A 22,417-nucleotide genomic window follows, 5' to 3' on the forward strand; every position below is an offset into this window, starting at 1 on the left:
TTCATTGTTTTGAATTATGCTACAAATGTAGGACTTATTTTTAAACTGCAAAGTTTTTTTACAGATTTTTTTTGTAGAGTTGCATCAACTGAGCGGCTATAGGCTCATCATTAAATTTCTGAACAAACGTGAAACTCTTTTCTGCACGGCGTTTCCTCTCGGATTCATTATCCCAAAGAAATTTTATCTTGGCGCCCAGGTCAAGATCATTTCCGGGGTTGATGTAAACGGAGTTGTCCCCTCCCGCTTCCGGCAGGCAGCTTGTATTACTGGTAATCGTCACCGTCTTTGAGAAAAGCGCTTCTATGACAGGGATTCCAAAGCCTTCGAAAAAGCTGGGATAGACAAAAATATCGGCCAGTTTATAGATCACTGCCAGCTCATCCATAGAAACACCTTCCAGGAAAATCACCTGTTTTTCCATTTTGTTTTTTCTGATGAAAGCTTCTACTTTTTTATAGTAACTGGTCTTTTTACCGACTACAACTAATGGAATTTCTGTTTCATTGATTCCTTTAACGATACTTAAAAGATTCTTTCGGTCTTCGATAGTTCCTACATTCAGAATATAGCGTTCCGGAAGGTTGAATTTTTCTTTTACGGCCTGAATACATTCCTCCGACTGCTGTTCTTTAAAAGCTTTATGACAGCCCTGATAAATCACCTCAATTTTCGATTCGGGAACTTTCAGATAGGTGATAATATCTCTTTTGGTCTGTTCTGAAATGGCAATGATTTTATCTGCTGAAATGGCTGCTTTTTTAAATTTCCACAGGTGTATTTTACGGTCAAAATAGGAATAGTACTGTGGATATCTCATGAAGATCAGATCGTGTATCGTCACTATTTTTTTAATGGGTTCTTTGCCCCATTTCAACGGCAGTTCACCAGACAGGCCATGGAATATTTCAGCGCCTTCTTTTTGGGCGTCTTTACCCATTTTAAACTGTCGGGAAAATTTTCCTCTTGAAGTTTCCACAAATCGGACATTGGGTTTTTCAAGAATCTCTTTTCCCCGTTCTGAACTGTTTTTGTTCAGTAGTAGATATTCATTTTCAGGATAGTAGTGAGAAAGGATCCTGACGAGATCTCTTGAATAATTGCCCAGTCCGGACGTATTATGAAAAAAACGTTTTGCGTCGAAGGCAATCTTCATATCCATGTTTTAATAAGCTTTTTTAACGGTTTAAAGGTATCAATAAAATAAACCCTAAATGACTATTCAGGGTTTATTTTATAAATTTTAAAAATCAATCTTTAAAATTTAGAGAAAACACAGCTTATACCGCTACATTATTCTCTCTTAAAGCATCATTAAGAGATGTTTTTTTATCTGTTGATTCTTTTCTCTGACCGATGATCAATGCACACGGAACCTGGTATTCACCAGCCGGGTATTGTTTGGTGTAACTTCCGGGAATTACTACTGAACGCGCAGGAACTCTTCCTTTGATCTCAACAGGCTCATCACCTGTCACATCAATAATTTTTGTGGAAGCAGTCAATACGACATTAGCTCCCAATACCGCTTCTCTTTCTACATGAACCCCTTCTACAACGATACATCTTGAACCGATGAAACAGTCGTCCTCAATGATCACAGGAGCTGCCTGTAACGGCTCTAATACCCCACCGATACCAACACCACCACTCAGGTGAACGTTTTTACCGATCTGTGCACAACTTCCTACAGTCGCCCAGGTATCTACCATCGTTCCTGAATCTACATAAGCACCGATATTGACGTAAGAAGGCATCAAAATAACACCTGAAGCTACGAAAGATCCTTCTCTTGCGATGGCATGCGGTACAACTCTTACTCCTTTTTCAGCATAATTTCTCTTCAAAGGAATTTTGTCATGAAATTCAAACGGACCTACTTCAATAGTTTCCATTTTCTGGATCGGGAAATACATTACTACGGCTTTCTTTACCCATTCATTTACCTGCCATCCGTTTTCTGTAGGTTCAGCTACACGAAGTTCTCCTGAATCCAATAAAGAAATAACTTCTCTTATCGCCTTCTTGCTGTCTTCGTTCTGTAATAAATCTCTATTATCCCAAATGTTTTCAATAGTTTGTTGTAACGACATGTTTCTTGTTTGATTTTAGTATAAATAATCGCTGCAGCTTCCCGCAGTTTTGAAGGTCAAAAGTACAAAAGATTGTTTTAGTATACAAGTTCTGCCGAGCGCACTCCATGCGAATTATTTCCTTTCTGATTTTCGAATATTATTCCCAAATAATGAATTCCATGGTCTTTTCAACGTGTTTTTGCTGAATAATTCCCTGTGAATACCGAAGATTTGAACCAGTATTATATTTTGTTAAATAAGCGGTATTAATTTCCGGAGTAAGATCTGTAATATCATCCGGGACAACAGCTTTTATATTGAATATTTCTTTTCCACATTTAATCTGTCCTATGGGATCTTGTAAAAAAGTATGATACCAGCTTTTTTCTGCCAGTCCCCAGGATCTTGCAAAAATTCTGTCGTTTACGATAACCATCCAGATCTCGAGGAAGGTAGTTCGGTGTTGTCCTGCCTTTATTTCAATAATATTATGGCGGTTGATGTAATCCAATGCTAAGTCTTTGTTCATTGTCTTTTTTTACGAATCTAAAATGAATAAAAATTCCTGCCCAATTTATTATTCAGCTTAAAGTAAATATTATTTGGATTGGCGATTTTCTGGTGTTTCCTTTTCAGAGCATCATTTTGTTGAGTGTTGTAATCAGACATTCTTTATAGCTTTTGACTATTGCAATTTTTTAATTCTGAAATACAAGCTGATTATCTTGAAATATTCAATATTCGTTAAACATCAAAAAGCCATGTCAAGGTTTAAAACCTTGACATGGCTTTAATTACAGGTTATATGGAATAGTAGATTCCCGCTGCTTATTTTTTTCAGAGCATCATTTTATGGAGCGTTGTAATCAGACAATCCTTATAACTTTTCGCCACGGCAATTTTCTGATCCTGGCATACCAGCTGGTTGTCTTCAAAATATTCAATATTGGTTAAATTGACAATGTAAGAATTGTGGACCCTCATGAATTCATCGGGAAGACTTTCGATTAAATCTTTAAGGGCTTTGTAGTAGATGTATTTTTTATTGAATGTGGTATTAATTTCCACATAATTCCCCAAACCTTTGATAATGGTAATGTCTTTAAAGAAAAGTTTTACCAGTTTTTTATCTGTTTTAATAAAGGCAAAGGTTCGGTTTTCCATTCAATGATCAGTTTAAATAATACTTTATAAAACTCTTTGAGCGTGGAGATAAGCTTTATTCCAGTATTTTTCATTTAGCGAAGATATTATCACTCCTTTTGAAGTGGAAGCATGGATAAATTTCACTTCTCCGTCAGCTCCTATATCATGAACAATACCTACGTGAGAAACTCTGCTTCCTCCTGCGGTAGCGAAAAATAAAAGGTCGCCGGGTTTCACTTCTTTAATATCAATTTTCTGACCGGCATCGGCCTGATCGGAAGACCTGCGGGGCAGTGAGAAATCATTTTCTTCAAAAACTTTCACAGTAAATCCGGAACAGTCGAAACCAGAAGAGGTATTCCCACCGAATTTATAAGGTGCTCCGATATACTTTTCAGCATCTTTCAGAATATCACTGACGGATCTTGAAATTTTGCCATCAAATTTAGAATCCAGTTTTCGGAGGTTTTCAGCTTTTACCACTGTTTTACTTCCTGTATTTTTTTTAGAGGATACACTTTTAGATGATCCGCAGGAAACGGCGATCGCAGAGGCAATCAGCAGAACTGAAAACTGCTTTATTCTTAAGTTTTTTTCAAATAATCCCGGTCTCATAGTCATCTGATTTTAAATGAAGTAACTAATTATAAACAAATATACATTTTATATTTAAATTATATAACAAGTATACTAGAACTATATGATAAATGTATGTTAAAATATTGATTTTCTTTATTTATTAGTATATTTGAATTCAATTTCACAATATGGCAACCTATGAAAGTTTAATAAAAATAAACGGAAGTGTAGGCGATCTGGTTTTTTACAGCCTGAACGGGAAAAATGTGGTGCGGAAAAAAAGCGGATTTAATAAAACGGCGTTCAAAAAGAGTCCTTCTTATGAGAAAGTAAGGCAGAACAGTTCGGAATTCGGACATTGTTCCAAATCAGGAAAAACAATACGGAGTTGTATTGAAAATTATAGTAAGGAATCGGGTGATCCCCTCCTCTATCAGAAATTTGCAAAGCTGATGACCGTTATTAAGGATCTTGATGTGGTTTCGGCCAGGGGAAAAAGAACGGTGCAAAACGGTCTTATATCGCCGGAAGGATTAAAGCTGCTTAGAGCATTCAGATTTGGAAAAAAGGAAAATATCTCTCCGGACATTTTCGTTTCGGAGGATAAAGAAAACCGGATTTTGAATTTAGGTCACCCAATTCCGGCTGATAACATGGCAATCATCACCATTCAGCCTGATCTTGAAGTATATTCGGGGGAGTATTTTGAAGAAAGACTTTCTGCTGAAAAGGAAACACTCATTCCTTTTAAAAAGCATTTTTCAGATGACAGGCTTCTGCTCTACTTTTTAGTCATTAAGTATAAGGAAGAAATTACCCATATGGGATTTATCTAAATAAAAAAAGCCTGCAGGGATGAATCTGCAGGCTTTCTGTTTTATTTCTTGTCTCCTGTCCAGGTCCCATATCTTGCAGGGGTGGGAACAGCGTTTGACCAGTTTCCGTTTCCTTTTTTCTCTCTTGAAAGGGTTCCTTTGAATTCTCCATCGTCAGGAAGCCCGATTACAGCAGTAAGATCACCGGTATCCGTTAAATTTCCGGAAATATTATAATTTTCGTCATTAACGGTAGAGTGCATCGTTCCGGTTACTTTTCCGTCGCTGGCTACTACAAGGTTCCAGGTTCCGTCATCGCTTCCCGTATACTTTCCTGACCATGTTCCTATATAATCATAAATAGTGTCATCATCAGAACTACATCCGATAAATAAAAAAGCTGTGAAAAGAAGTAAAAAAAGTTTCTTCATAGTTTCTAATAGTTTTATAACCAAATCAAATTTTATTGTTAGCTATTCATTTCCCACTTTTGAATAGAATAATGAATTAATGTTTATTGTTTTCGGGCTTGTTCCGTGCAAATCTACTAATTTTTTCATTCAGATTATCTGAATTTTAATCAGCTGTTTATATTTTTATGAATTAATAGCATATTTTGGCTAAAATACAATTATTTCCCAAATACAACCAATGAATGGACGTGCAAGCTGTCAAAAAACAACAACACACCACACGATTGGCATACTATTACAATAATGTGTTTATTTCACTCAATTATTTCAATATAAATTATTTTTATTCTATCATTTGTAATTTAAACGAAATTTACTTTCACAATCGCAAATATTTCTTAATTTAGTGAAAAATATAAAAGTCACTAAAACCCAATAATCATATGAAAACAAGACTTATTTTTTTTATTGCTGTCGCCTTTTTCAGTAGCATCAAGTCACAGGTAGGGATTAACACTACTGCACCTTCTCACACTTTAGATGTCAACGGACTGGTTAGAGTACGAGGTTTAGCCAATGCTGACAGAAAAATTGTTGCAGCAGATCCACAGGGAGTTTTAACTTTGATCGCACCGGAAGAAATTTTTTCTCCAAAAGCATTATTGAATACTTCCACTTCTGCTGATGAGCAAAGACTGACCGTTTATGAAGGACAATGTTTTCAGCCGACAGATAATGCATCTTCCTGTGCGATTACGGTAAATCATTACAGTACCTGCGCAGGTTTTACCCGCGCTATAGATACTCAGATTATAGTGGGACAAACCATCAACACGATTAACGGACAGTTTTTAGGAACCTGGGCTTCCCGTTTTATCGATAATAAAGGCTATGTGGGAGGAACAACAGCTGCTGAGCAGGTAGCACCCGACTATCCCAGAATCTCCTATCCTACTGCCAATTCCGCTAACTATTTGGGAACTGGTAGTTTTTCGGGTCAATGTAATGCAGATCTTGTGACTACTATTAATCAGGCCACTGGTGATATTAAAATAGAATCAGTGAAAAGAAGTATGTTTGCCCATATGGTCTATCTTTTATCTGTATCCCGCTCAAAAAGTAACTAGAAACAGATTCTTTTTTAAAGAAATAAAAATAGCTGCATCAAAAATGCAGCTATTTTGTTTTACTAACCATTATCGTATGGGGTGAGTTCATTGCTGCATTCTTTTTTATGCAGAAGAAATGAAACCTGAATATGTCCGGGCATGAATCGATGAAAGATAAGCTTTATATCTTTCGTCCGTTGGCTGTAATGCGACGACTCTTCCTCCTCCATAGAGAACCATCTTAAATTATTCTGCTTTTGCTGACATCTGCAGGAACCCTACAGGACGATGGCCATTGATATTATAATTTTTCTCATTTTATAGTGGTTCTATCGGTTGCCATTGGATGAATAATCAGACTAAATGTTTTGCTTATACAGGTATATAAAAAAAGCAGCAGATCAACTTAATGTTATCTGCTGCTTTTAATAGAGAGAAAGATTTTAACTTTCCTTCTTAATTTATGCTACGCGTACGTTAACTGCGTTAACGCCTTTTTTACCGTTTTCTAAATCGAATGTTACAGTGTCATTTTCACGTATATCATCTTTTAAACCAGATGAATGTACGAAGATATCCTGACCGCCATTTGAAGGTGTAATAAAACCAAAACCTTTGGCATCATTAAAGAATTTTACTGTTCCTTGTTGCATTGTATTGTATTATAAAATTATTGTATTCGTTGATAAAATGTTTCTGGCCGTAGCCATTATTGAGATAATGTTTCCATCAAAACAATAATAAATCGATTTGTGAACAAGAAATGATGTTGATATTTTTAGAGACCTGATTGATATTCAAGTGGAAAAAAGGTACTTCACCCGTTATATTGGTAACAAACTTAGCGGCTGAAAAAGCGAAGACTGATCAATGAGATGAACTCAAAAGTTTCAGAATAAGCGTCGGCAGGAGCCTGATTATTTTACAAATATACAATTAATTTATTGAAAACAAGTATTTTTTTGATTTTACTACAAATTAATTTAAAAATTTGCAATAGAGATAAGGTGTTCTTTTTTATTAGACGACCACTTCCCTTTTCGTTTTATAAAGATTGTATGGATAAAAAAACAATGGGATGAGCAGTATTGGTAAGCCTTTTGATGCGATATAAGTAAATTAAAATATATGAGTATCCTAAAAACATTAGTAGTATCCGGAAGTATCATGTTAGCTTTCAACAGCTGTACAAAAGAACCTGTTAAAAATGAAACCCCGGTGCCTGTTGAACAAACCGCAACCCCTAAAATGATGGTTGATGGAAGTTATGCCACTGCGGACTACGAAAAAAGAAAAGAAGGTTATGACTGGGTAGGAGTTATCATTCAAAATATGGATGACAACAAAATATCTGTTAAGATAAGATCCCGTGCGGACAAGAAAAAGCCAAGCTGTACGCTTGATGCAGAAGCAACAAAAACAAAGGAAGGCGTATATCATGCAATGCTTAATGGAAAAAATGTAATTTTTACTTTTAATGAAACCTCAGTAACTATCGATACTGAAAATCCTCAGGATAAAGATGGTTTACATTTTTACTGTTCAGGCGGAGCCAGTATAGCGGGTACTTATACCAAAATTGATGCTCCTCTGGACCCGGCTCAGGTGGATAAATAATAAAAATTTTAAAATAAATTAAAGGACTGAAATTACTTCGGTCCTTTCTTATTTCAAATTTTAATTTATACATTTCTTATCTGACTTTTTCTTATCATGAAACTAAAAATCAATAACAAAATACTGGTTCCCAACAGAATTGGAAGTATTGCATAATTGGTTTCTCCGATTGTTCCCAGATAATTTATCTGAGGAGCCTGAAAAGCAGCATAAGTCAGTAGAAAAAACAGGATTTCAAATAGCTTCTTCCCACCACTTAGAATCCCCAAAAACACACTTAAAGCTATAATAAATACCACTCCATTTAAAACCTGTATGACCGATATAAAATTAACGTTTAGTAATAAACGTAAGATCAAGGGTAATGCCAATATGGTGAGCAGACCTAGTACGGCAAGAATCTGAGCTGGAAGCATTCTTTGTAGTGGTTTATATGAGGCAAACGTAAAGTAATACAGTCTGTTTGTGACTTCTTTAGTGGTCAGATCTGATATTCTGTTCACCTGCAGAAAAAGCAGAGCAGGAAGCAAAAAAACATAGGCAATCGCCAATGGAGCAAATAACATAGCCACCCATAAACCAATATTCAAGAGCCAGAGCCATTTGGAATCTTTCCTTACCATCAGTAATAATTCTGTTTTTAAAAATAAATAAATACCGTAATCCGGCGTTACAGGTGGTAGTGCAGATCTTTGAAACCCTGCATAAGAAATCGCGGCTGATCTTTCTTGTGGAATCTTCAGAACCGGACTGCTTTTCATTGCTTGTTTAAAATCGAAGCGGTGAAAGAAAAAAGATGAAATATACACTAATAGTAAAGTAAATCCTATCCATACTGCTCTGCTGAGTACATACGACGTATTCCATGAAACCCCTTTCCACTCAAAAGTCCTGAAACTTTCTTTTTTATTGATTGTATAGCCAAGAGATACTCCATCGATATTTTCATTAAACTGTTCATTTACCTGATCCTTAATACTATTCGTCACAATTCCCATCCCAAAACCGTCCCGTATACTGGAACCATGCTGATCATTCTTTTCCATCATCCCAGATAGCATAAAAGTGAAGATAAAAAAGTACAGTACATTTTGAAGAATTGTTTTCCGGCTTAAAAAAACCTCCGCTAATATTGCCAATCCTGAAACTATAATTAAGGAAGGCACCACCATGTAAAAGTACGGCCGCAAGAAATCTCCTATATGGAAAGGATATCCTGAGTTTTGAATAAGAAACATAAGAATGCCTACGAGAAGAGCTATCATGGAAATGGTAAGCAACACCATCAGGTTACCAAGAAATTTCACAAAAATATAGCCGAAATTGGTAACGGAAGTAGAGGCAATAATTAACCCCACTTTTGTATCAATATCCTTTTTGATAGCCCCGTTGATCAGGTAAAATCCAAAAAGGGATAAAATAACCGTACTCATTAATGCCGAAATATGTCCGGCCCAGGCTGAATTGTAAACCCCTCTATATCCTGGGATCGTCAACGTTGTATAGCCTGCCTCAGGCAACGGCACAAAAGAATGCGCCGCATAGATTGTCACAGCTAGCGTGATGAGAAAGGCATAACTACGGCTGCGCTGCAGATAGTCTCCCATGATGATATTGTATAAATTTCTCATCGTATGTACGGTTGAGTTTTTGTTAAAAACAGGTAGGCATCTTCCAGCGTTGCATTAACAGGTCTGGAATTTGCTGCCGGCTGATGGGTACCTGAAATATACCTTAGCAACATTTTGTCCGATTGTCTGGTGGTATTCACCACCAGATATTGTGATTTAAACCTCTCAACCTCTGATTGGGAAAGGGCAATTTCAAAAATTTTATTTTCTACTTTACTGATCATTTCCGGAGCTGTATTTTTTTCGATCAGCATTCCGCTTTTGATGATAGCGACCTCATCGGCTACTGTTTCTATATCAGAAACAATGTGTGAGGAGAGGATGACAATAGCATCACCGGCCATTTCTGAAATTAACTGACGGAAACGCACCCTTTCTTCAGGATCAAGACCTACTGTTGGCTCATCGAAAATAAGTATTTTGGGATCATTAAGTAACGCCTGGGCAATCCCTATTCTCTGCTTCATTCCCCCGGAATAGGTACCAATAGGTCGTTTTGCATCTGCAATAAGATTTACACCTTCCAAAAGCATATCAATACGTTTATTCAGACCTGCCCCGCCAACTCCTTTCATTGCCGCTATATATTTCAGAAACTCATAAGCATTGAGATTCGGATATACCCCAAAATCCTGCGGAAGATATCCTAAGATTTTTCGGATCAGATCCGGATTTTTAACGATGTCTTCACCGTCCAGTAATACACTCCCGTAAGTGGGTTTGCTTATGGTAGCAATAATTTTCATTAAAGTTGATTTACCTGCTCCGTTAGGTCCAAGAAGTCCTAACACTCCTTTTTCAATGATGATGGAAAAGTCTGAAAGTCCTACCATTCCTTTACCAAACATCTTGGTGAGTATTTTAATTTCAAGTTGCATTATTAATATTTTTGTACTGTAAGTTGTTTGTTTTTCAGCATTTTATATATAGAGATAAGTGATTTTAAAAAAAAAGACATGCACTCTCTATTATAATTGTATCAAAAGATCTTTCTTTATTTAAAAGCTTACCTGAAAAGGTTTTCGATCATTCTTATCCTTACTGGAAAATGAAAAAAATAAATTGATATTAGATTAAAAATTGCTTGTTTTAACAATCTTTTGAGCATCTTTCTTTTATATCTTTCAACAATTAATTTACATCATTATTGTAATATCTATATGACTGCGTAATATATTTTGGAGGCATTATAAAATCTACTTTTTACCAACCTAAAGTCCCGGTAATAAATTCAACAATCTTAGGATTTAAATGCTGATCGTAAATGCTATAAAAAAAACTTAAAAACAGAAAGATTATATTAATTATTTTTAAAATATTCTTTTCTTTCATCATCGTATACTGTTAAATTTTTGTGTTTTTATATATTGCTATACCGCTTAATTTAAATGCAGAAAAATAAATCTGATTATTCCGTATAACTTGAGCAAGTACAATTGATCTGTTAATATTCTCCCGACATAAAAAATGATTATTGTCTGTTTGTACAACCTTATCTATAAATATCTTCCTCTGGTGAAAGCAAAAATTCCTTACCATCCTTCCTGACCACTTTAATGGATTTATTGGCTAACAAAGATTCTATCAATAGTAACCTAAAATCAGATACATAGATAAAGTCGTCAACTGATTTGCCATTAATCGATACAAATTCATCGTTTAACCTGAGCTCTGGATATCGTATAACATTAGGATTATCTGTGATAGCAACTACTACAAACTTATTATTTTGAATGGCAATAGAAAAACCATATGTCTTCTCCGGATAATTGTTAATAGAAGTTGTTCTGGGCGTTAATATCATGCTTCCTGCTGAATTGTTTAAGCAGATATTATAATGGCGGAAAAAACGGTTTCCGATTACCGGTCTGCCCTTATTTGTCAGCAATATTTTTACAGGATCTTTTAATTTGGTGATACTATCTCCTATTCTATAATCAAATTCTTTAATAGTATATGTAGTATCAACCTTCGAAATACCACTTACTGAAGAGGTGAGACTCCCGATTGTGACAGATTTTTTAGTTTTTCCAAAAATCGGCAAAGCCTGCATTGGCATTTCTATAGTATCTCCATTATAACCAAAGTCAATCTGTGCTACCCCCATACGAAAATTAACCCCGAAAAGAATTTTATAATTATTGTAGGGATCTATTTCGAAAGGAAGGACAGTCCCCTGTACAGCAAAAGTGTTCCTGGAAACAGTTACTTTTTTATGATCAAAATCAAACCTCCAATTCAGTTTTCTGATAATGGATGAACCCAGAATTCCTTTAATTTTCACTTTGCCAATCATTTTAGAAAAATCCACATCTGTAAAGGGTGTATTCGTGATTGTTACATTACCCAACTCAACTTTGTCTGCTAATTTTATGTTCATTTTGACAAATACAGCATTACCATCCCTGGCATCAAAATCTTTCAATGAAGGTACACTAGTAAGTTTGACTTTATCTTGAATGCTTAGGTCCAGGGCTGATGTAGAGAAACCATTATCCCAGAGAAAAGATTCTTCTACTCCGTTCACTTTGATTTTAATAACAATCATGTCATCGATGATCTCTATTGGAAGAGTTTCATCTTTTTCTATCTGAACTTCTCCCAGATTGAGAATACGGTTAAATTCTTTGTCCTTATCAGAATTTTGTGCTTTTAATTTTCCTGGCATTGCCACAAGTAACAATGCGAGAATAAAATACAATTTAAAAATTAGATTAATCATTTATTTTAAAGTTCTGTGTGTTAATTATCAAATACTATATGTAGAGAAGCTATCGTATATACATCAATTCAAGGTTATCAACATCTCATTATGCCTTTTTTCACTGGTGGATCAGGCATGAAATAAAAATATGCAATTCAAGATATATCAGTGAATAAATTTATAAAGAATAAAAGGCCTGTAATGGTATATTTTTACCAAAATTTGGTATAACTCTGCCTTATTGATATGATTTTAGATTCTGAATAAATCATGAGAGTTTTGAGAAAAGGCGTTGAGAAAACGGATTATACGCTATATATGTATTAAGTTTGGTTTCTCAAATGATCTCATTCTTTCGTAAAAGATAAGCTGTAATGCCGGCTAATACGCAATCACCCATTAAATATTTTTCTCCATCTGCTGACTGTATTCCGGCTAAGACTAAAATGGTTAGCCAGCTGTATATTGCTTAATTTATTTTTTTTCTGATATTCAAGAATTTCTAAAATTGTTGACCGATCATACGACCGGTGTTTTTGATTTTGAGAGAAATTAGTATTTCCTCTTTTTCCAAAAATAATGGCATTAATCTTAATAACATCCTGCACTGAAAAAATAGCTTTGGACATCAATGATTTACAATCTTCCTTTCTTTCAGGATGTAAAATCTGCAGAATATCACTATAAATTTTTTTGTAATCCGGGCTTTTATTTGTTTTCGTATGGTTTTTCATTGTCGATTTTTTTTTAAACTTTTTTTCTCCTGCAGATGGGTTTACAGCATCCGGAAAACCGGATATTTTGTTACTTTAATCAGATAAAGGATTGACACTCTATTTAACATGCGGAGAATATAAAATAAGATAGTGAGAATATTATCTGAAAAAAACTTTTCAATTTTACATTCCCCGCAGTAAAAAAAACACAAACACTAATTAGCTTTATTTCTTGTTAAGCAAATCTTCTTCGAGACAGTAACCCATATTAAAATCTTTCAATTGAATATGCACACCATTATTTTAGACTGTTGGTATAGTGAACATTGTGTTTTAATTTTTTGAATTTGAATTCCTGATAAAACAATGGGATCTAAATTTCATTTACCAATAAAAGTCTGGATATATATATTCCTGTCTAGAAAAAAGGGTTACACGCAATTAAAAATCTCCCATATAACGAAGCGTTACAGTAGAGCTCTCCTGGATTGGACTTGTTGTTTGAGTGGTTCCTGACCCACCAGTTACGCCTTCATTAGATCTGAAGATCTGTATTTTAAGGCGGTCATTTTGATTTAAATATAAAACGCCTGCCATAATACTTCCAACGGTCGTATCAGAGCTTTGAGTTCCAGCACCAAGTGTTAATGCCGGAAAACCATTTACTGTTTTAATATTGGTAGCCCCTCCATTCTTAAAAAGTGAAAATTCATAAGTATCCCTTCTAAATACATCTGTGCCGGCAGCCCGCATGGTGATTATACCGGAAATATCATAATAGCCTTTTTTTCCTATGATCAGCTCTCCGTTACTATTCACGGTGTAGACCGAAGCGGCAGAAGATGGTTTTACACTTCCGGCTAAAAAGCCTAAATTTCTGGTATCTGACTCTGACGTAGACAAGGTATAAGCGCCTTCATCAAAATTATTTTTTAAGTTGGCAAAAACAATGGTTCTATTGGAAATTTCCTGATTCATTGCAAACAGCGCAACCCATTTTACGCCATCCCAAAAATAAAACCCCTTTTCAATAGCCTGGGTAGCGAGATTTTCGGCATCTAAAAATACCAGAATTCCTTTTTCTTTAATTCCGGAAGTATTGAGTGAGGTAACTCTGGGGATGATAACTCCTTCATTATTTTTAGGATTCGAAGGATTCGAAGATTTTACATCAAGAGTTGATCTGGGACTTCCCGTATTGATGCCAATCTGCGAAAAGCATTTACCATTTAAAACAATGAGTAAAAATATTGCGAAGATAAAAGTCAGCTTATTCATAATCTTAATTTAAATTTGATAATATAAGAGAGTAATTTGTAGCCGGAACGGTTGGGTTACTACCAACAAAATTTGTTTGTCTTGTCTTAATTGTAATAATGTCACCTTTGATAAGTGAAATAACCCCTGTAATAATCGTATTAGTTGATCGATACAAATTATCCGGAACAGTTAATACAACCTGGGTAGAAAATGTAGGACTGGTATCGGTATTTTTAAAAATACCGATTTCTGCTCTGACACCAAAGGTTGATGAGGCCTCTGTCTTAATACCTCCGGTAAAAATTATGGAATAGGTCCCTGTTGATCCTATTACAATATCTCCGTTGGTATTGATTTTGAAATTAGGATCAGGCGTGTCAATACTATTAAAACTTGTTTTATACCAGACATTAGGTTGCTGAATCGAACTAAAAGCCGGGGAGGCTGAATAGACTACTTTAAACAAATTATTGGTCAATACTTTAGTTTGATAGATAAACTGCCATCTATTGTTGCTGTGATCCCAGAAATACAGTCCGGAAGCCCCGAGATTCGGTGTTAAAGCACTGTCCAGATAGACCAGCATCCCATTTTGGTCCGTTCCGGGATCAACAGTCGGAAATTTTGTTACAGTCGGAAATAACATTCCTGCAGAATTTTCAGGATTTATTGTTGATTTTGCTGAAATATCCAACCTCGCTTTAGGTAAAGGAGTATTAATGCCTATATTTCCTGCCTGTGAAAACAGAAATGATGAATATAGGAAAGATATCAGGATAAAAGTAATTTTCATGATTTTATTCGTGTAAATAGGTTAATGTAAGGGCATTGTTTCCAAAACCTGAATACGTGATATTGGATGTTGAAGCTTCACTTGGTTTTGTAACGGTTACGGTGATTTCATCACCTGCAGAAAGACTTACTATATCAGCCATGACAATATTACTGCCGCTTATTCTTTCTACAGGAATTGAACTGCTTGTGGAGATCACGGTGCTTCCATTTCTTTTTAACTGAAAGTAAAAAGTAGCTCTGGTAGGTGCGGGAGAAGTTGTCTTCAATCCAGAAGAAAAGCTGATGTAGTAGGATCCTTTCTTGCCAATCCGCAGCTTATTAGTGGACAATGAAAACCCGTCCCGGTTCAGTGGAACAATGCTGCTGAACAGGACAGACTGTTCACTGTTCGAATTGGTAGATCCCAAACTGAATCCTTCCCCCTGTGCGTTGTATAAACTATCATCTTGTGTAATGATGTAGGGCGCTCTTACCAGATAATCCCATAATACCCCGTTCCAGATATAAAGACCATCAAGAATAGTCGTATTTGTATTGTTAAACATGTAGATAAGCTGTCCTTTTGCGACTGCAGAATTTGGAAACTTGTTCATTCTGGGAATCAAAATACCGTCCTGTCCTGTAGGATTTGTAATACTGCTTGGCTCTATGTGTAGCGTTGCTTTGGGAGAAGAAGTCCCTATGCCAATTTGCGAGTAAACTGATGCTCCCGCCAATAGACAGAGCATTGATAATTTTTTTTTCATTTTTTCATTTGTTTATTTCATTGCTATCATCCTATGCTTTATCATTTCACATTCGAAATACATAATGGATCTACCAATTAGAATTGAATTACAAATAAAGTAATAAGGTCAGTATTTTTAAAAAAAACGGGGCCCCAAGAGGCCCTCTAATAAGAAAAACACTAACAACCAACCGATTACAAACCATTAATAAAACTTCGCATCCAGATGGCAAGATCCTGATCAGGAGATAAATTCAGTTTTTTCCGAAGATTATATCTGTTATTCTCAATGGTTTTTACCGCTTTGAAGGTATACTCCGCTATTTCTTTGGTTGAAAAACCAAGATAGATATAAGAACAATAGGTGAGTTCTGAAATTTTCAAATTCGTATTAACTTCAAGCATTTTGCCCAAAAAATCAGGATATACTTCCTGAAAGCGGGTCCAGAATTGAGGATTGTTATCTTTTGCCATTTTTAAGAGTTCAGTAAATGATTCATTGATCTTCTGCTGAAGGCTTTCATTCTGATTTTTTTCTAAAAGAAGTTTGGCTTCCGCCTGTGTTTTTATGGTGGATGATTTTTTATAAAAGACAAAAATGACAATACATATACTTACAGAGATCAAGATAATTATACAATATAGGACAACCCGGTCCTTCCGGTCCTTTTCCTCCTGATCATCAAGAAACTTGGATATAGGAATATCTAAAATATTTCTTTCTTCCTGTGTGAGACTGTCTTTCAATTGCGTATATTTTAACAGATATTCATTTTCTTTCTCTGTATTATCAAGATGCCTGTAAGCATCTGACATCAATTTATAGGATTCGAGATTTCTTTTTTTCAGTCCTATTTTTTGGGTTATTTCAAGAGAGGCATCAAGGTAGGCCACCGCTTGTTTATATTCTTTTTTCGCAATAGATAATTCCCCAAATGCACGCAAAACATTTGCCTTTCCTTCAATAGAAACCTTTTTTGTCAGGAGAAGATCATTTGCCTTATGGACGTAGTAATATGCAGAATCTATATTGCCATTTTTTAAATGTCTTTTCGCTATTGTAATAAACAACATAGGTTTGGGAAATCTCATACACTTTCTTTCATAAACATATACAGAATCCATCATATGTAAATTACTAAATGAAGAGAGCTTCCAGTCATAGTTATCATATATTCTCTTTTCCCTTATCTTTTGGTCTTTAATTTTATGAGCTACCTTAATTGATGTGTCAAAACTTTGAATTGCCTGCCTGTAAAGACCTAATGAATGGTAATTGGTTCCATAAAAAAAAGCAAGACGTGAATTCAATTCGTCATCTTCAAAATTCTGTAGCTTTTTTTCCGCAATTTCAAGAAAACGAAAACTGTTCTTACTGTCATTTGTTATACGTAGCGCTATGGCTAAATTAAGATATGCCGTGATTTCACCCTTATCGTAATGAATTTCCTTTGCTCTTTTAATGAGGTCCAGTTCCTGCAAAATAATCTGCCTGTAGCTCCCCAATCTGATCAATCTGCTGTATCCATCGACTTGTATGCTGTCTATTTGAAAAATGGTATAATTCTGCGCCTTAACAAGTGAAACAGATAAGAGACAGATCAGTAATAGGATCATTTTACAATTCATTTTTTTGCTTTTTTATTCTACACCACACTCTTTATTTTTTTAACACTTTAAAGGACTCATCTCCTATCTGTATAAAATAGATACCTGTCGGTAAGTTTTTAAGACCAAACGCAGCTTTATTCTCTGAAATTTCTACCATAACGTTCTGTTCCATCTTATTACCAATGCTGTCATACATGTTCATTCTACCGGAAATCGGCATTTTATCTTTAGTGATGATGTATACCCAATCTGTTACAGGATTAGGAAAAACTCTGTAGCGACTTTTCTTTCCAACTGATGAAACCGATAAAGTCTGAATCTGCTTCAAAGAAACCTGCTCTGTAAAACCGTTTTTGGTAACAAATGAAACATTGGTAGATCCTCCGGCAGTCTGAAGGCTTACATTAGGATTCAGAATGTCTATTTCCCAAAGACCCGCCAATTTCACAGTAACTGTTTCACTTTGGGGGACTCTGTGCAGCCTGGAAGCCGTATTGCTGATCTGCCCAAAAGTATAGGATTCGTTAGGGGCAAGCAGACCTAATCCCGGATTGGTAAGGCTCATCTTTAATTTTGTATTGTTATCCGTTTTTTGAGTCATAATGACAGCTGGTTTATCTGATTTTTCCAGCACATCATAATTAAATGTTGTTGTAGCATCCCATATCACATAGTTATAGATTGATTCCGGAATATATAATGCGATGTGGGCCTGTGTATCCTGCTTCAGAACAGAGAAAATAGCATTAAAATTGCTCAGAAAATTTCCGGTTGCAGCCCCACCCTGCAGTTGAATAGCATATTGATAGGTTGAGGCTTGCGGAGCGATACCATGATCAATGAATGCCTTTACAAAGCTGCCTGTTGTACTTCCGGTGTTGGCCTGATTAGGAGAGTTTTGAATGCTTCGTTTTACAGTAACTGAATTATTGTTGTAGGTGGTATTGGGTATGACATAGCCGTTTCCGTACGAATCAGTGGCCCATAGTCCGCCTCCGGTTGTATTAAAATTATAATCAGTACCTGAGGCTGTGCTCCCGTTTACCCAATTAGTATCCGCTGGATTTACAATCAACGTTTGAAATAAGGTGGTATGAATTGGATAACTGCCTGCATTATCTTTAATATCAGAGCCCAAACACAGGATTTTATCTCCAAAGAAAAAATAACTTTTAAGCGCTGTCATTCCCGTCAGTGAATTGGCATCTTTATAATCTATAGCAAAAACGCCATTGTTATGAGCCATATGGGCATGAGCCAGAAAGTTTTTCCCATTCATCTGTCTCATGGTATAGTCTGCCAGAATATCAAACGGAACACTGGCAACTGTTGTTCCCGGAATATGACTCCAATCCCAGCCGTTATACCGTAGGGCAACGTCATTGACTAAAAAAGGGTTTCCCTGAGTAAGAATTTCCGTAGCACCCGCGGAAGTATAAGCTCCGAAGCGGTTTTCTGAAGGTCCGTTTTCGAAGTGCCATATGTTTTTGCTGGTTCCTTTGACACTGATCTGCCAGCCATTGAATTTATGAACACTCAGTCCTGCATACGGAAAACCAAATGTCCCTGAGGTGAGTTCAGGTAAGGGAGATAAACCTGCATTCACGACATCAGAGATATTTTGTATCCCACCTAAGGAATGTATAAGATTGATGCTTACACTATTTTCTCTTACCAGTCTGTTGTTGGCATCACCGGAAATATTCCAGAGCCGCATGAATTCTTTTCCAGCATCTGCATTTTCTACAGGGCTCGAAATATAAAGATAAGCCAAAGCGGGTCTCAAAATATTATATGACGCTGTTGTAAAGGGAAAACGTCCTGCGAGTCCCTGAGGCATTGTAAAATCTTTACTGAAGGTTCTGTAATTAAGGATGGCTTTTTTAAGGTTTTGCCGGGCTATACTGTTCAGCTCATAAGGTGAGCCTTTCAACATCATATTAAGAATGGAGGCCTGGTGTAGAGCATCTATTCCATAGGAGTTGGAATAAGCTCCTCTGTGGTGAAAAGTAATATAATCCGGCTTTATAGCATCTGCCCAGCCATTGGCAATAAGGAGAGCATTATTGATGAAATTTTTCAGATGATTCATGTTGTTTACCCTGGAGGACTCTGTATCTTCCTGAGCTAATACATAGCAAAACCTTTGCTGGACCGATGCTCGTATGACATCACTGTTATAGCCGGGATAGGTAAAATTAAAATAAGGAAATTCAGGAGATAAAAAAGTGGTAATCCCATTGAGAGCACCCATATGATGGCTGAACTTTCCCGCAGCTTTGAGTTCATTTTTCATAAGCAGGATTGCTGTAGCATAGGCAGAAGATCTCAGCGCAATACCGTAATGGCTTGTCACGACCTCTTCATTGTCTGCCAACAGTTCATATTCAAAGTTGGTCGATGCGGAGACGCCTTTGTCTTCAATATATTTAAAGATTTTCAGAATATCTTCTTTGACAGCAGCACTATTATAATAAAGATTGGGTGAGGCGGCAGAGCCCTGAATCTTATACAGATAAACAAGACGGATAAGGGATTTTTCGGTACTATTGAAAAACTCATCTTTATCGGCATCTACAGAAAAGTCCCAGATATTTCCTGGATGATCAAAATCATACTGGGACAAATTAAGTGCTTGTATTCCTGAATTTTTGAAACTGTTATATCGGGTATTTACCAAACTGTTACTGTAATCTGCATTTTCACCAACAAGCCAATTCCTGTATTGATCTCCGATTGTATTAATTGCTGCGTTTTGAGCATCAATCGTGTTGCCAATTCCTAATAAAAAAACAAACAATAATGTTAAAGCTTTTTTCATAATTCTAATTTTAAGATTTCAATTAAAGATGTCTGCTGATTGTTATTGAACCTCTTACAGTACGATGATAGTCATCAAAAAAAATACATGTATTGAGTTTTATGTTTTTACCCGAGTCTTGAAAAAACATCCTCTCTCCATCTGGCCACCGTATTACGGCTTAATTTAAAATACTTCGCCAACGGAGTGTTATTAAGGTGATGTTTCCTATGATAATCCGGGATATCCTTTATGCTCTCGTAGTCATATAATTTCAATTTTTGGTTGAAATTAAACGACAAATCTATTTATCTGCATATTTGTTTAGCCACCTGTACAGAGTCGTTTTAGGGATATGGTAATCATTGATGATGTCATGCCTTGTCTTTTCACCTGTTCTTATAAGTTCCAGAATAAATTCTATCACTTCAACAGTGTATATATTTTTTCTAAACTCAGGAAGACCGGGTGATTTGATACTTTGACTAAATGATTGAACTTCCACAGCTTTAGCAGGTGGAGAATATAGAATAAGATGTTGTGAATAAATTCTAAAAAAATCAAATTTCAATAGCTTGCTCCATCTTAAAACAATATCAGTCGGCAAATCTTTTTGCAAAAACATAGCTTCCACCTCAGACTCATTACACTGAAGAAAATTACAAATACGTTGCGGCTCTATTTCCAGCTCATTGACTCTTTGTTTAATTAATAGTCCAATATTAATATCCTTAAAATGAGTATTCATTCCCTTATTTTTTTATGTTCTTACTACAATGTTCTATTTTTTGATTCAGCAATTGGATTAAAACAATACTATACCCGATCAATTTCCAGCCGTATAGTATTGTTTTGATAAGTATTGATTTTTTAAATCACATGAATGTTGCAGAATATCTGATTGCTATTGACCTAGATATACAAAAACATTGGCAGTAATATAGGCAGGCTCAACTGAAAATGCCTGACCGGAACCCCCAGTGCTGCCACTTGCTGTATGACTATGATTCCATATATTTGTAGAGGTACTAGAACTTGTAGAGGTAAGGGTAAAATAAAAATTAGCAAAACCACCTGATAGAGTACTTGTACCACTAAAAGAATTGGTGGTACCAGGAAAATCAAGATACTGATCGTCTGCTGTATGATCATGATTTCCAGCACTACCTGTTATTCCGCTTATTACACTATAACTAGGCATGTTTGATTGTGTTAAATTATAGGTATTATTACCACCAACGGTTCCTACAGACCCACCAGTATATTTTAGATACCTGTTTCTTGAATCGTGTAATACTGAGCCATATAATGTTATAGCATTATTTCGGGCGATTACAGAACTAATAGTAGCCGTAGCCCTTCCATCTAATAAATACCAGCCTGCATGATCTGTTTTTTGCATTCCGTATTTTATCTCTCCTAAAGCCGGAGATAGCTTCACTCCATCTGCTTTATAAATATTGCCATTACTATCCAGAGTAAGTACGCTAGATCCAGCCATTGGATTCACATTTCTTATACGCATATTACCATTTACATCTAAAGTTTTTGTAGGCGATGCGGTATTAATTCCCACTTGAGCAGTCGTACAGGAAAAAAAAGATCCTAAGACTATTGTAAATAATTTTATTGTAGTTTTCATCTTATTTTGTATTTGTTATTGACCGAGATATATAAAAGTATTGGTGCCTATATATTGAGGTAATATATTAATTGCTTCACCCGAGCCTCCTGCATTTGCAATAGAAAATGCATGTGAATGATCTCCTGATGCTGAGGTAACCGAAGTTTCTGAGTGCTCAAGTCTATTGTTAGCACCTAGCGGATTATTAACATTTCCCATAGTAACCAGCACCGATCCTGATGTCGTACTAGAAAAATAATATAGATCTGGAGACATCAAGTGATTATGGGAAGCATTATCAGAAGTCGTATTTCCAGTATAATTATAGCTGGGAAGATTCGCTTGAACTAAGGAAACACTATTAAAACCACCTAACTGAGCTACTTGGTTAGATACTGACGAAGCCTTTAAAAACCGCCCTGTTGCATCAGGTATGTTAGTTGTAAAACCCAAACTTATAGCTTGGCTTTGTGCGTTTGCTGATAAAGTCGATACCGCTCTTCCATCGAGCAAATACCAACCCTGATGATCAGCTGCCTGAAATCCTGTCTTTATGTCGCCAAATACATAGCCCTGTGACTGGGTACCTGCTAGTTTACCTACATTACCCTGGCTGTCAGAAGTCACAATCTGATCGGTAACACTCCCTTCCTGAACATTTCTGATTCTCAAATCTCCATTAATGTCAAGAGTTTTAGTGGGAGCATTAGTATTAATGCCAACCTGAGCCTCTACATAATAAATTGAGAATATATGTAGAAGAATATAAATGATGCTTTTTTTCATTGCTTTATT

The 22,417-nt window shown here is 35.9% G+C and carries 22 protein-coding genes; 3 read left to right on the top strand and 19 right to left on the bottom strand.

Translation table 11 applies throughout. The features are described 5' to 3' along the window. Positions 1 to 58 precede the first annotated feature (58 nt). The 5 genes from EG346_RS19425 to EG346_RS19445 form a co-directional block, all read right to left on the bottom strand. Positions 59 to 1,156 (bottom strand): glycosyltransferase family 4 protein, encoded by a 1,098-nt coding sequence (locus tag EG346_RS19425; protein ID WP_123880903.1) that lies wholly within the window; start codon positions 1,154 to 1,156, stop codon positions 59 to 61. A 124-nt stretch (positions 1,157 to 1,280) separates the two neighbouring features. After that, positions 1,281 to 2,093, bottom strand: a complete 813-nt coding sequence (locus EG346_RS19430; protein WP_073330919.1) for a 2,3,4,5-tetrahydropyridine-2,6-dicarboxylate N-succinyltransferase — start codon at positions 2,091 to 2,093, stop codon at positions 1,281 to 1,283. 139 nt (positions 2,094 to 2,232) lie between these two features. Continuing rightward, positions 2,233 to 2,604, bottom strand: coding sequence for a DUF2255 family protein (locus EG346_RS19435; protein WP_123880905.1), 372 nt, complete (start codon positions 2,602 to 2,604; stop codon positions 2,233 to 2,235). A gap of 308 nt (positions 2,605 to 2,912) precedes the next feature. Continuing rightward, entirely contained in the window at positions 2,913 to 3,239 is a 327-nt protein-coding gene (locus EG346_RS19440; protein WP_073330925.1) for a LytR/AlgR family response regulator transcription factor, read from the bottom strand. 24 nt (positions 3,240 to 3,263) lie between these two features. Further along, positions 3,264 to 3,836 (bottom strand): C40 family peptidase, encoded by a 573-nt coding sequence (locus EG346_RS19445; protein WP_181876075.1) that lies wholly within the window; start codon positions 3,834 to 3,836, stop codon positions 3,264 to 3,266. Positions 3,837 to 3,988: 152 nt separating this feature from the next. On the opposite strand from EG346_RS19445, the gene EG346_RS19450 reads away from it, so the two are divergent. Continuing rightward, positions 3,989 to 4,636: a hypothetical protein gene (locus EG346_RS19450; RefSeq protein WP_073330927.1), complete on the top strand. Its 648-nt coding sequence runs from the start codon at positions 3,989 to 3,991 to the stop codon at positions 4,634 to 4,636. A 41-nt stretch (positions 4,637 to 4,677) separates the two neighbouring features. Here EG346_RS19450 and EG346_RS19455 read toward each other — a convergent pair whose 3' ends face one another. After that, complete coding sequence (locus EG346_RS19455) at positions 4,678 to 5,046, bottom strand: hypothetical protein (RefSeq protein ID WP_073330930.1); 369 nt, start codon at positions 5,044 to 5,046, stop codon at positions 4,678 to 4,680. A 425-nt stretch (positions 5,047 to 5,471) separates the two neighbouring features. Between EG346_RS19455 and EG346_RS19460 the strand changes: the two genes are divergently transcribed. Further along, positions 5,472 to 6,155, top strand: coding sequence for a hypothetical protein (locus tag EG346_RS19460; RefSeq protein ID WP_123880908.1), 684 nt, complete (start codon positions 5,472 to 5,474; stop codon positions 6,153 to 6,155). 443 nt (positions 6,156 to 6,598) lie between these two features. Here the strand turns inward: EG346_RS19460 and EG346_RS19465 are convergent, their stop codons facing one another. Beyond that, positions 6,599 to 6,790 (bottom strand): cold-shock protein, encoded by a 192-nt coding sequence (locus EG346_RS19465; RefSeq protein ID WP_073330934.1) that lies wholly within the window; start codon positions 6,788 to 6,790, stop codon positions 6,599 to 6,601. Positions 6,791 to 7,265: 475 nt separating this feature from the next. On the opposite strand from EG346_RS19465, the gene EG346_RS19470 reads away from it, so the two are divergent. Further along, positions 7,266 to 7,754, top strand: a complete 489-nt coding sequence (locus tag EG346_RS19470; RefSeq protein ID WP_123880909.1) for a hypothetical protein — start codon at positions 7,266 to 7,268, stop codon at positions 7,752 to 7,754. A gap of 65 nt (positions 7,755 to 7,819) precedes the next feature. Here the strand turns inward: EG346_RS19470 and EG346_RS19475 are convergent, their stop codons facing one another. The 12 genes from EG346_RS19475 to EG346_RS19530 all read right to left on the bottom strand — a co-directional run bounded on the left by EG346_RS19475 (position 7,820) and on the right by EG346_RS19530 (position 22,408). Then, positions 7,820 to 9,385, bottom strand: coding sequence for a hypothetical protein (locus EG346_RS19475; RefSeq protein WP_123880911.1), 1,566 nt, complete (start codon positions 9,383 to 9,385; stop codon positions 7,820 to 7,822). Beyond that, positions 9,382 to 10,263 (bottom strand): ABC transporter ATP-binding protein, encoded by an 882-nt coding sequence (locus tag EG346_RS19480; protein WP_123880913.1) that lies wholly within the window; start codon positions 10,261 to 10,263, stop codon positions 9,382 to 9,384. Before EG346_RS19480 ends, EG346_RS19475 begins: the two co-directional genes overlap by 4 nt. Positions 10,264 to 10,877: 614 nt before the next feature. Beyond that, positions 10,878 to 12,107 carry an aspartyl protease family protein gene (locus EG346_RS19485; protein WP_123880915.1) on the bottom strand — a complete coding sequence of 410 codons (1,230 nt, stop codon included), beginning with the start codon at positions 12,105 to 12,107 and terminating at the stop codon, positions 10,878 to 10,880. Positions 12,108 to 12,481: 374 nt separating this feature from the next. Then, positions 12,482 to 12,823 carry a helix-turn-helix domain-containing protein gene (locus tag EG346_RS19490; protein ID WP_123880917.1) on the bottom strand — a complete coding sequence of 114 codons (342 nt, stop codon included), beginning with the start codon at positions 12,821 to 12,823 and terminating at the stop codon, positions 12,482 to 12,484. Positions 12,824 to 13,246: 423 nt separating this feature from the next. After that, on the bottom strand, positions 13,247 to 14,083 hold the full coding sequence (locus tag EG346_RS19495; protein ID WP_123880919.1) for a phage tail-like protein: 837 nt from the start codon (positions 14,081 to 14,083) through the stop codon (positions 13,247 to 13,249). A gap of 4 nt (positions 14,084 to 14,087) precedes the next feature. Next, positions 14,088 to 14,858, bottom strand: a complete 771-nt coding sequence (locus EG346_RS19500; protein WP_123880921.1) for a phage tail-like protein — start codon at positions 14,856 to 14,858, stop codon at positions 14,088 to 14,090. Positions 14,859 to 14,862: 4 nt separating this feature from the next. After that, positions 14,863 to 15,606: a phage tail-like protein gene (locus tag EG346_RS19505; protein ID WP_123880923.1), complete on the bottom strand. Its 744-nt coding sequence runs from the start codon at positions 15,604 to 15,606 to the stop codon at positions 14,863 to 14,865. Between the two features lie 176 nt (positions 15,607 to 15,782). Then, positions 15,783 to 17,216, bottom strand: coding sequence for a helix-turn-helix transcriptional regulator (locus EG346_RS19510; RefSeq protein WP_123880925.1), 1,434 nt, complete (start codon positions 17,214 to 17,216; stop codon positions 15,783 to 15,785). 31 nt (positions 17,217 to 17,247) lie between these two features. Then, positions 17,248 to 20,019, bottom strand: a complete 2,772-nt coding sequence (locus tag EG346_RS19515; RefSeq protein WP_123880927.1) for a polysaccharide lyase family 8 super-sandwich domain-containing protein — start codon at positions 20,017 to 20,019, stop codon at positions 17,248 to 17,250. Positions 20,020 to 20,302: 283 nt separating this feature from the next. Further along, positions 20,303 to 20,746: a transposase gene (locus tag EG346_RS19520; RefSeq protein ID WP_123880928.1), complete on the bottom strand. Its 444-nt coding sequence runs from the start codon at positions 20,744 to 20,746 to the stop codon at positions 20,303 to 20,305. Positions 20,747 to 20,902: 156 nt separating this feature from the next. Further along, positions 20,903 to 21,640, bottom strand: a complete 738-nt coding sequence (locus tag EG346_RS19525) for a hypothetical protein (RefSeq protein ID WP_123880930.1) — start codon at positions 21,638 to 21,640, stop codon at positions 20,903 to 20,905. A 15-nt stretch (positions 21,641 to 21,655) separates the two neighbouring features. Beyond that, positions 21,656 to 22,408, bottom strand: a complete 753-nt coding sequence (locus EG346_RS19530; RefSeq protein WP_123880932.1) for a hypothetical protein — start codon at positions 22,406 to 22,408, stop codon at positions 21,656 to 21,658. Between the last annotated feature and the right edge of the window lie 9 nt (positions 22,409 to 22,417).

The sequence above is a fragment of the Chryseobacterium carnipullorum genome (genome assembly GCF_003815695.1).
GTDB classification, from domain to species: domain Bacteria; phylum Bacteroidota; class Bacteroidia; order Flavobacteriales; family Weeksellaceae; genus Chryseobacterium; species Chryseobacterium carnipullorum.

What these genes read in the sequence shown, in the direction of transcription:
- EG346_RS19490 (WP_123880917.1), bottom strand. Translation starts at nt 12,823, where the DNA reads ATGAAAAACCATACGAAAACAAATAAAAGCCCGGATTACAAAAAAATT.
- EG346_RS19465 (WP_073330934.1), bottom strand. Translation starts at nt 6,790, where the DNA reads ATGCAACAAGGAACAGTAAAATTCTTTAATGATGCCAAAGGTTTTGGT.
- EG346_RS19510 (WP_123880925.1), bottom strand. Translation starts at nt 17,216, where the DNA reads ATGAATTGTAAAATGATCCTATTACTGATCTGTCTCTTATCTGTTTCA.
- EG346_RS19475 (WP_123880911.1), bottom strand. Translation starts at nt 9,385, where the DNA reads ATGAGAAATTTATACAATATCATCATGGGAGACTATCTGCAGCGCAGC.
- EG346_RS19495 (WP_123880919.1), bottom strand. Translation starts at nt 14,083, where the DNA reads ATGAATAAGCTGACTTTTATCTTCGCAATATTTTTACTCATTGTTTTA.
- EG346_RS19515 (WP_123880927.1), bottom strand. Translation starts at nt 20,019, where the DNA reads ATGAAAAAAGCTTTAACATTATTGTTTGTTTTTTTATTAGGAATTGGC.
- EG346_RS19480 (WP_123880913.1), bottom strand. Translation starts at nt 10,263, where the DNA reads ATGCAACTTGAAATTAAAATACTCACCAAGATGTTTGGTAAAGGAATG.
- EG346_RS19500 (WP_123880921.1), bottom strand. Translation starts at nt 14,858, where the DNA reads ATGAAAATTACTTTTATCCTGATATCTTTCCTATATTCATCATTTCTG.
- EG346_RS19450 (WP_073330927.1), top strand. Translation starts at nt 3,989, where the DNA reads ATGGCAACCTATGAAAGTTTAATAAAAATAAACGGAAGTGTAGGCGAT.
- EG346_RS19520 (WP_123880928.1), bottom strand. Translation starts at nt 20,746, where the DNA reads ATGAATACTCATTTTAAGGATATTAATATTGGACTATTAATTAAACAA.
- EG346_RS19505 (WP_123880923.1), bottom strand. Translation starts at nt 15,606, where the DNA reads ATGAAAAAAAAATTATCAATGCTCTGTCTATTGGCGGGAGCATCAGTT.
- EG346_RS19455 (WP_073330930.1), bottom strand. Translation starts at nt 5,046, where the DNA reads ATGAAGAAACTTTTTTTACTTCTTTTCACAGCTTTTTTATTTATCGGA.
- EG346_RS19530 (WP_123880932.1), bottom strand. Translation starts at nt 22,408, where the DNA reads ATGAAAAAAAGCATCATTTATATTCTTCTACATATATTCTCAATTTAT.
- EG346_RS19470 (WP_123880909.1), top strand. Translation starts at nt 7,266, where the DNA reads ATGAGTATCCTAAAAACATTAGTAGTATCCGGAAGTATCATGTTAGCT.
- EG346_RS19460 (WP_123880908.1), top strand. Translation starts at nt 5,472, where the DNA reads ATGAAAACAAGACTTATTTTTTTTATTGCTGTCGCCTTTTTCAGTAGC.
- EG346_RS19445 (WP_181876075.1), bottom strand. Translation starts at nt 3,836, where the DNA reads ATGAGACCGGGATTATTTGAAAAAAACTTAAGAATAAAGCAGTTTTCA.
- EG346_RS19425 (WP_123880903.1), bottom strand. Translation starts at nt 1,156, where the DNA reads ATGAAGATTGCCTTCGACGCAAAACGTTTTTTTCATAATACGTCCGGA.
- EG346_RS19525 (WP_123880930.1), bottom strand. Translation starts at nt 21,640, where the DNA reads ATGAAAACTACAATAAAATTATTTACAATAGTCTTAGGATCTTTTTTT.
- EG346_RS19440 (WP_073330925.1), bottom strand. Translation starts at nt 3,239, where the DNA reads ATGGAAAACCGAACCTTTGCCTTTATTAAAACAGATAAAAAACTGGTA.
- EG346_RS19485 (WP_123880915.1), bottom strand. Translation starts at nt 12,107, where the DNA reads ATGATTAATCTAATTTTTAAATTGTATTTTATTCTCGCATTGTTACTT.
- EG346_RS19435 (WP_123880905.1), bottom strand. Translation starts at nt 2,604, where the DNA reads ATGAACAAAGACTTAGCATTGGATTACATCAACCGCCATAATATTATT.
- EG346_RS19430 (WP_073330919.1), bottom strand. Translation starts at nt 2,093, where the DNA reads ATGTCGTTACAACAAACTATTGAAAACATTTGGGATAATAGAGATTTA.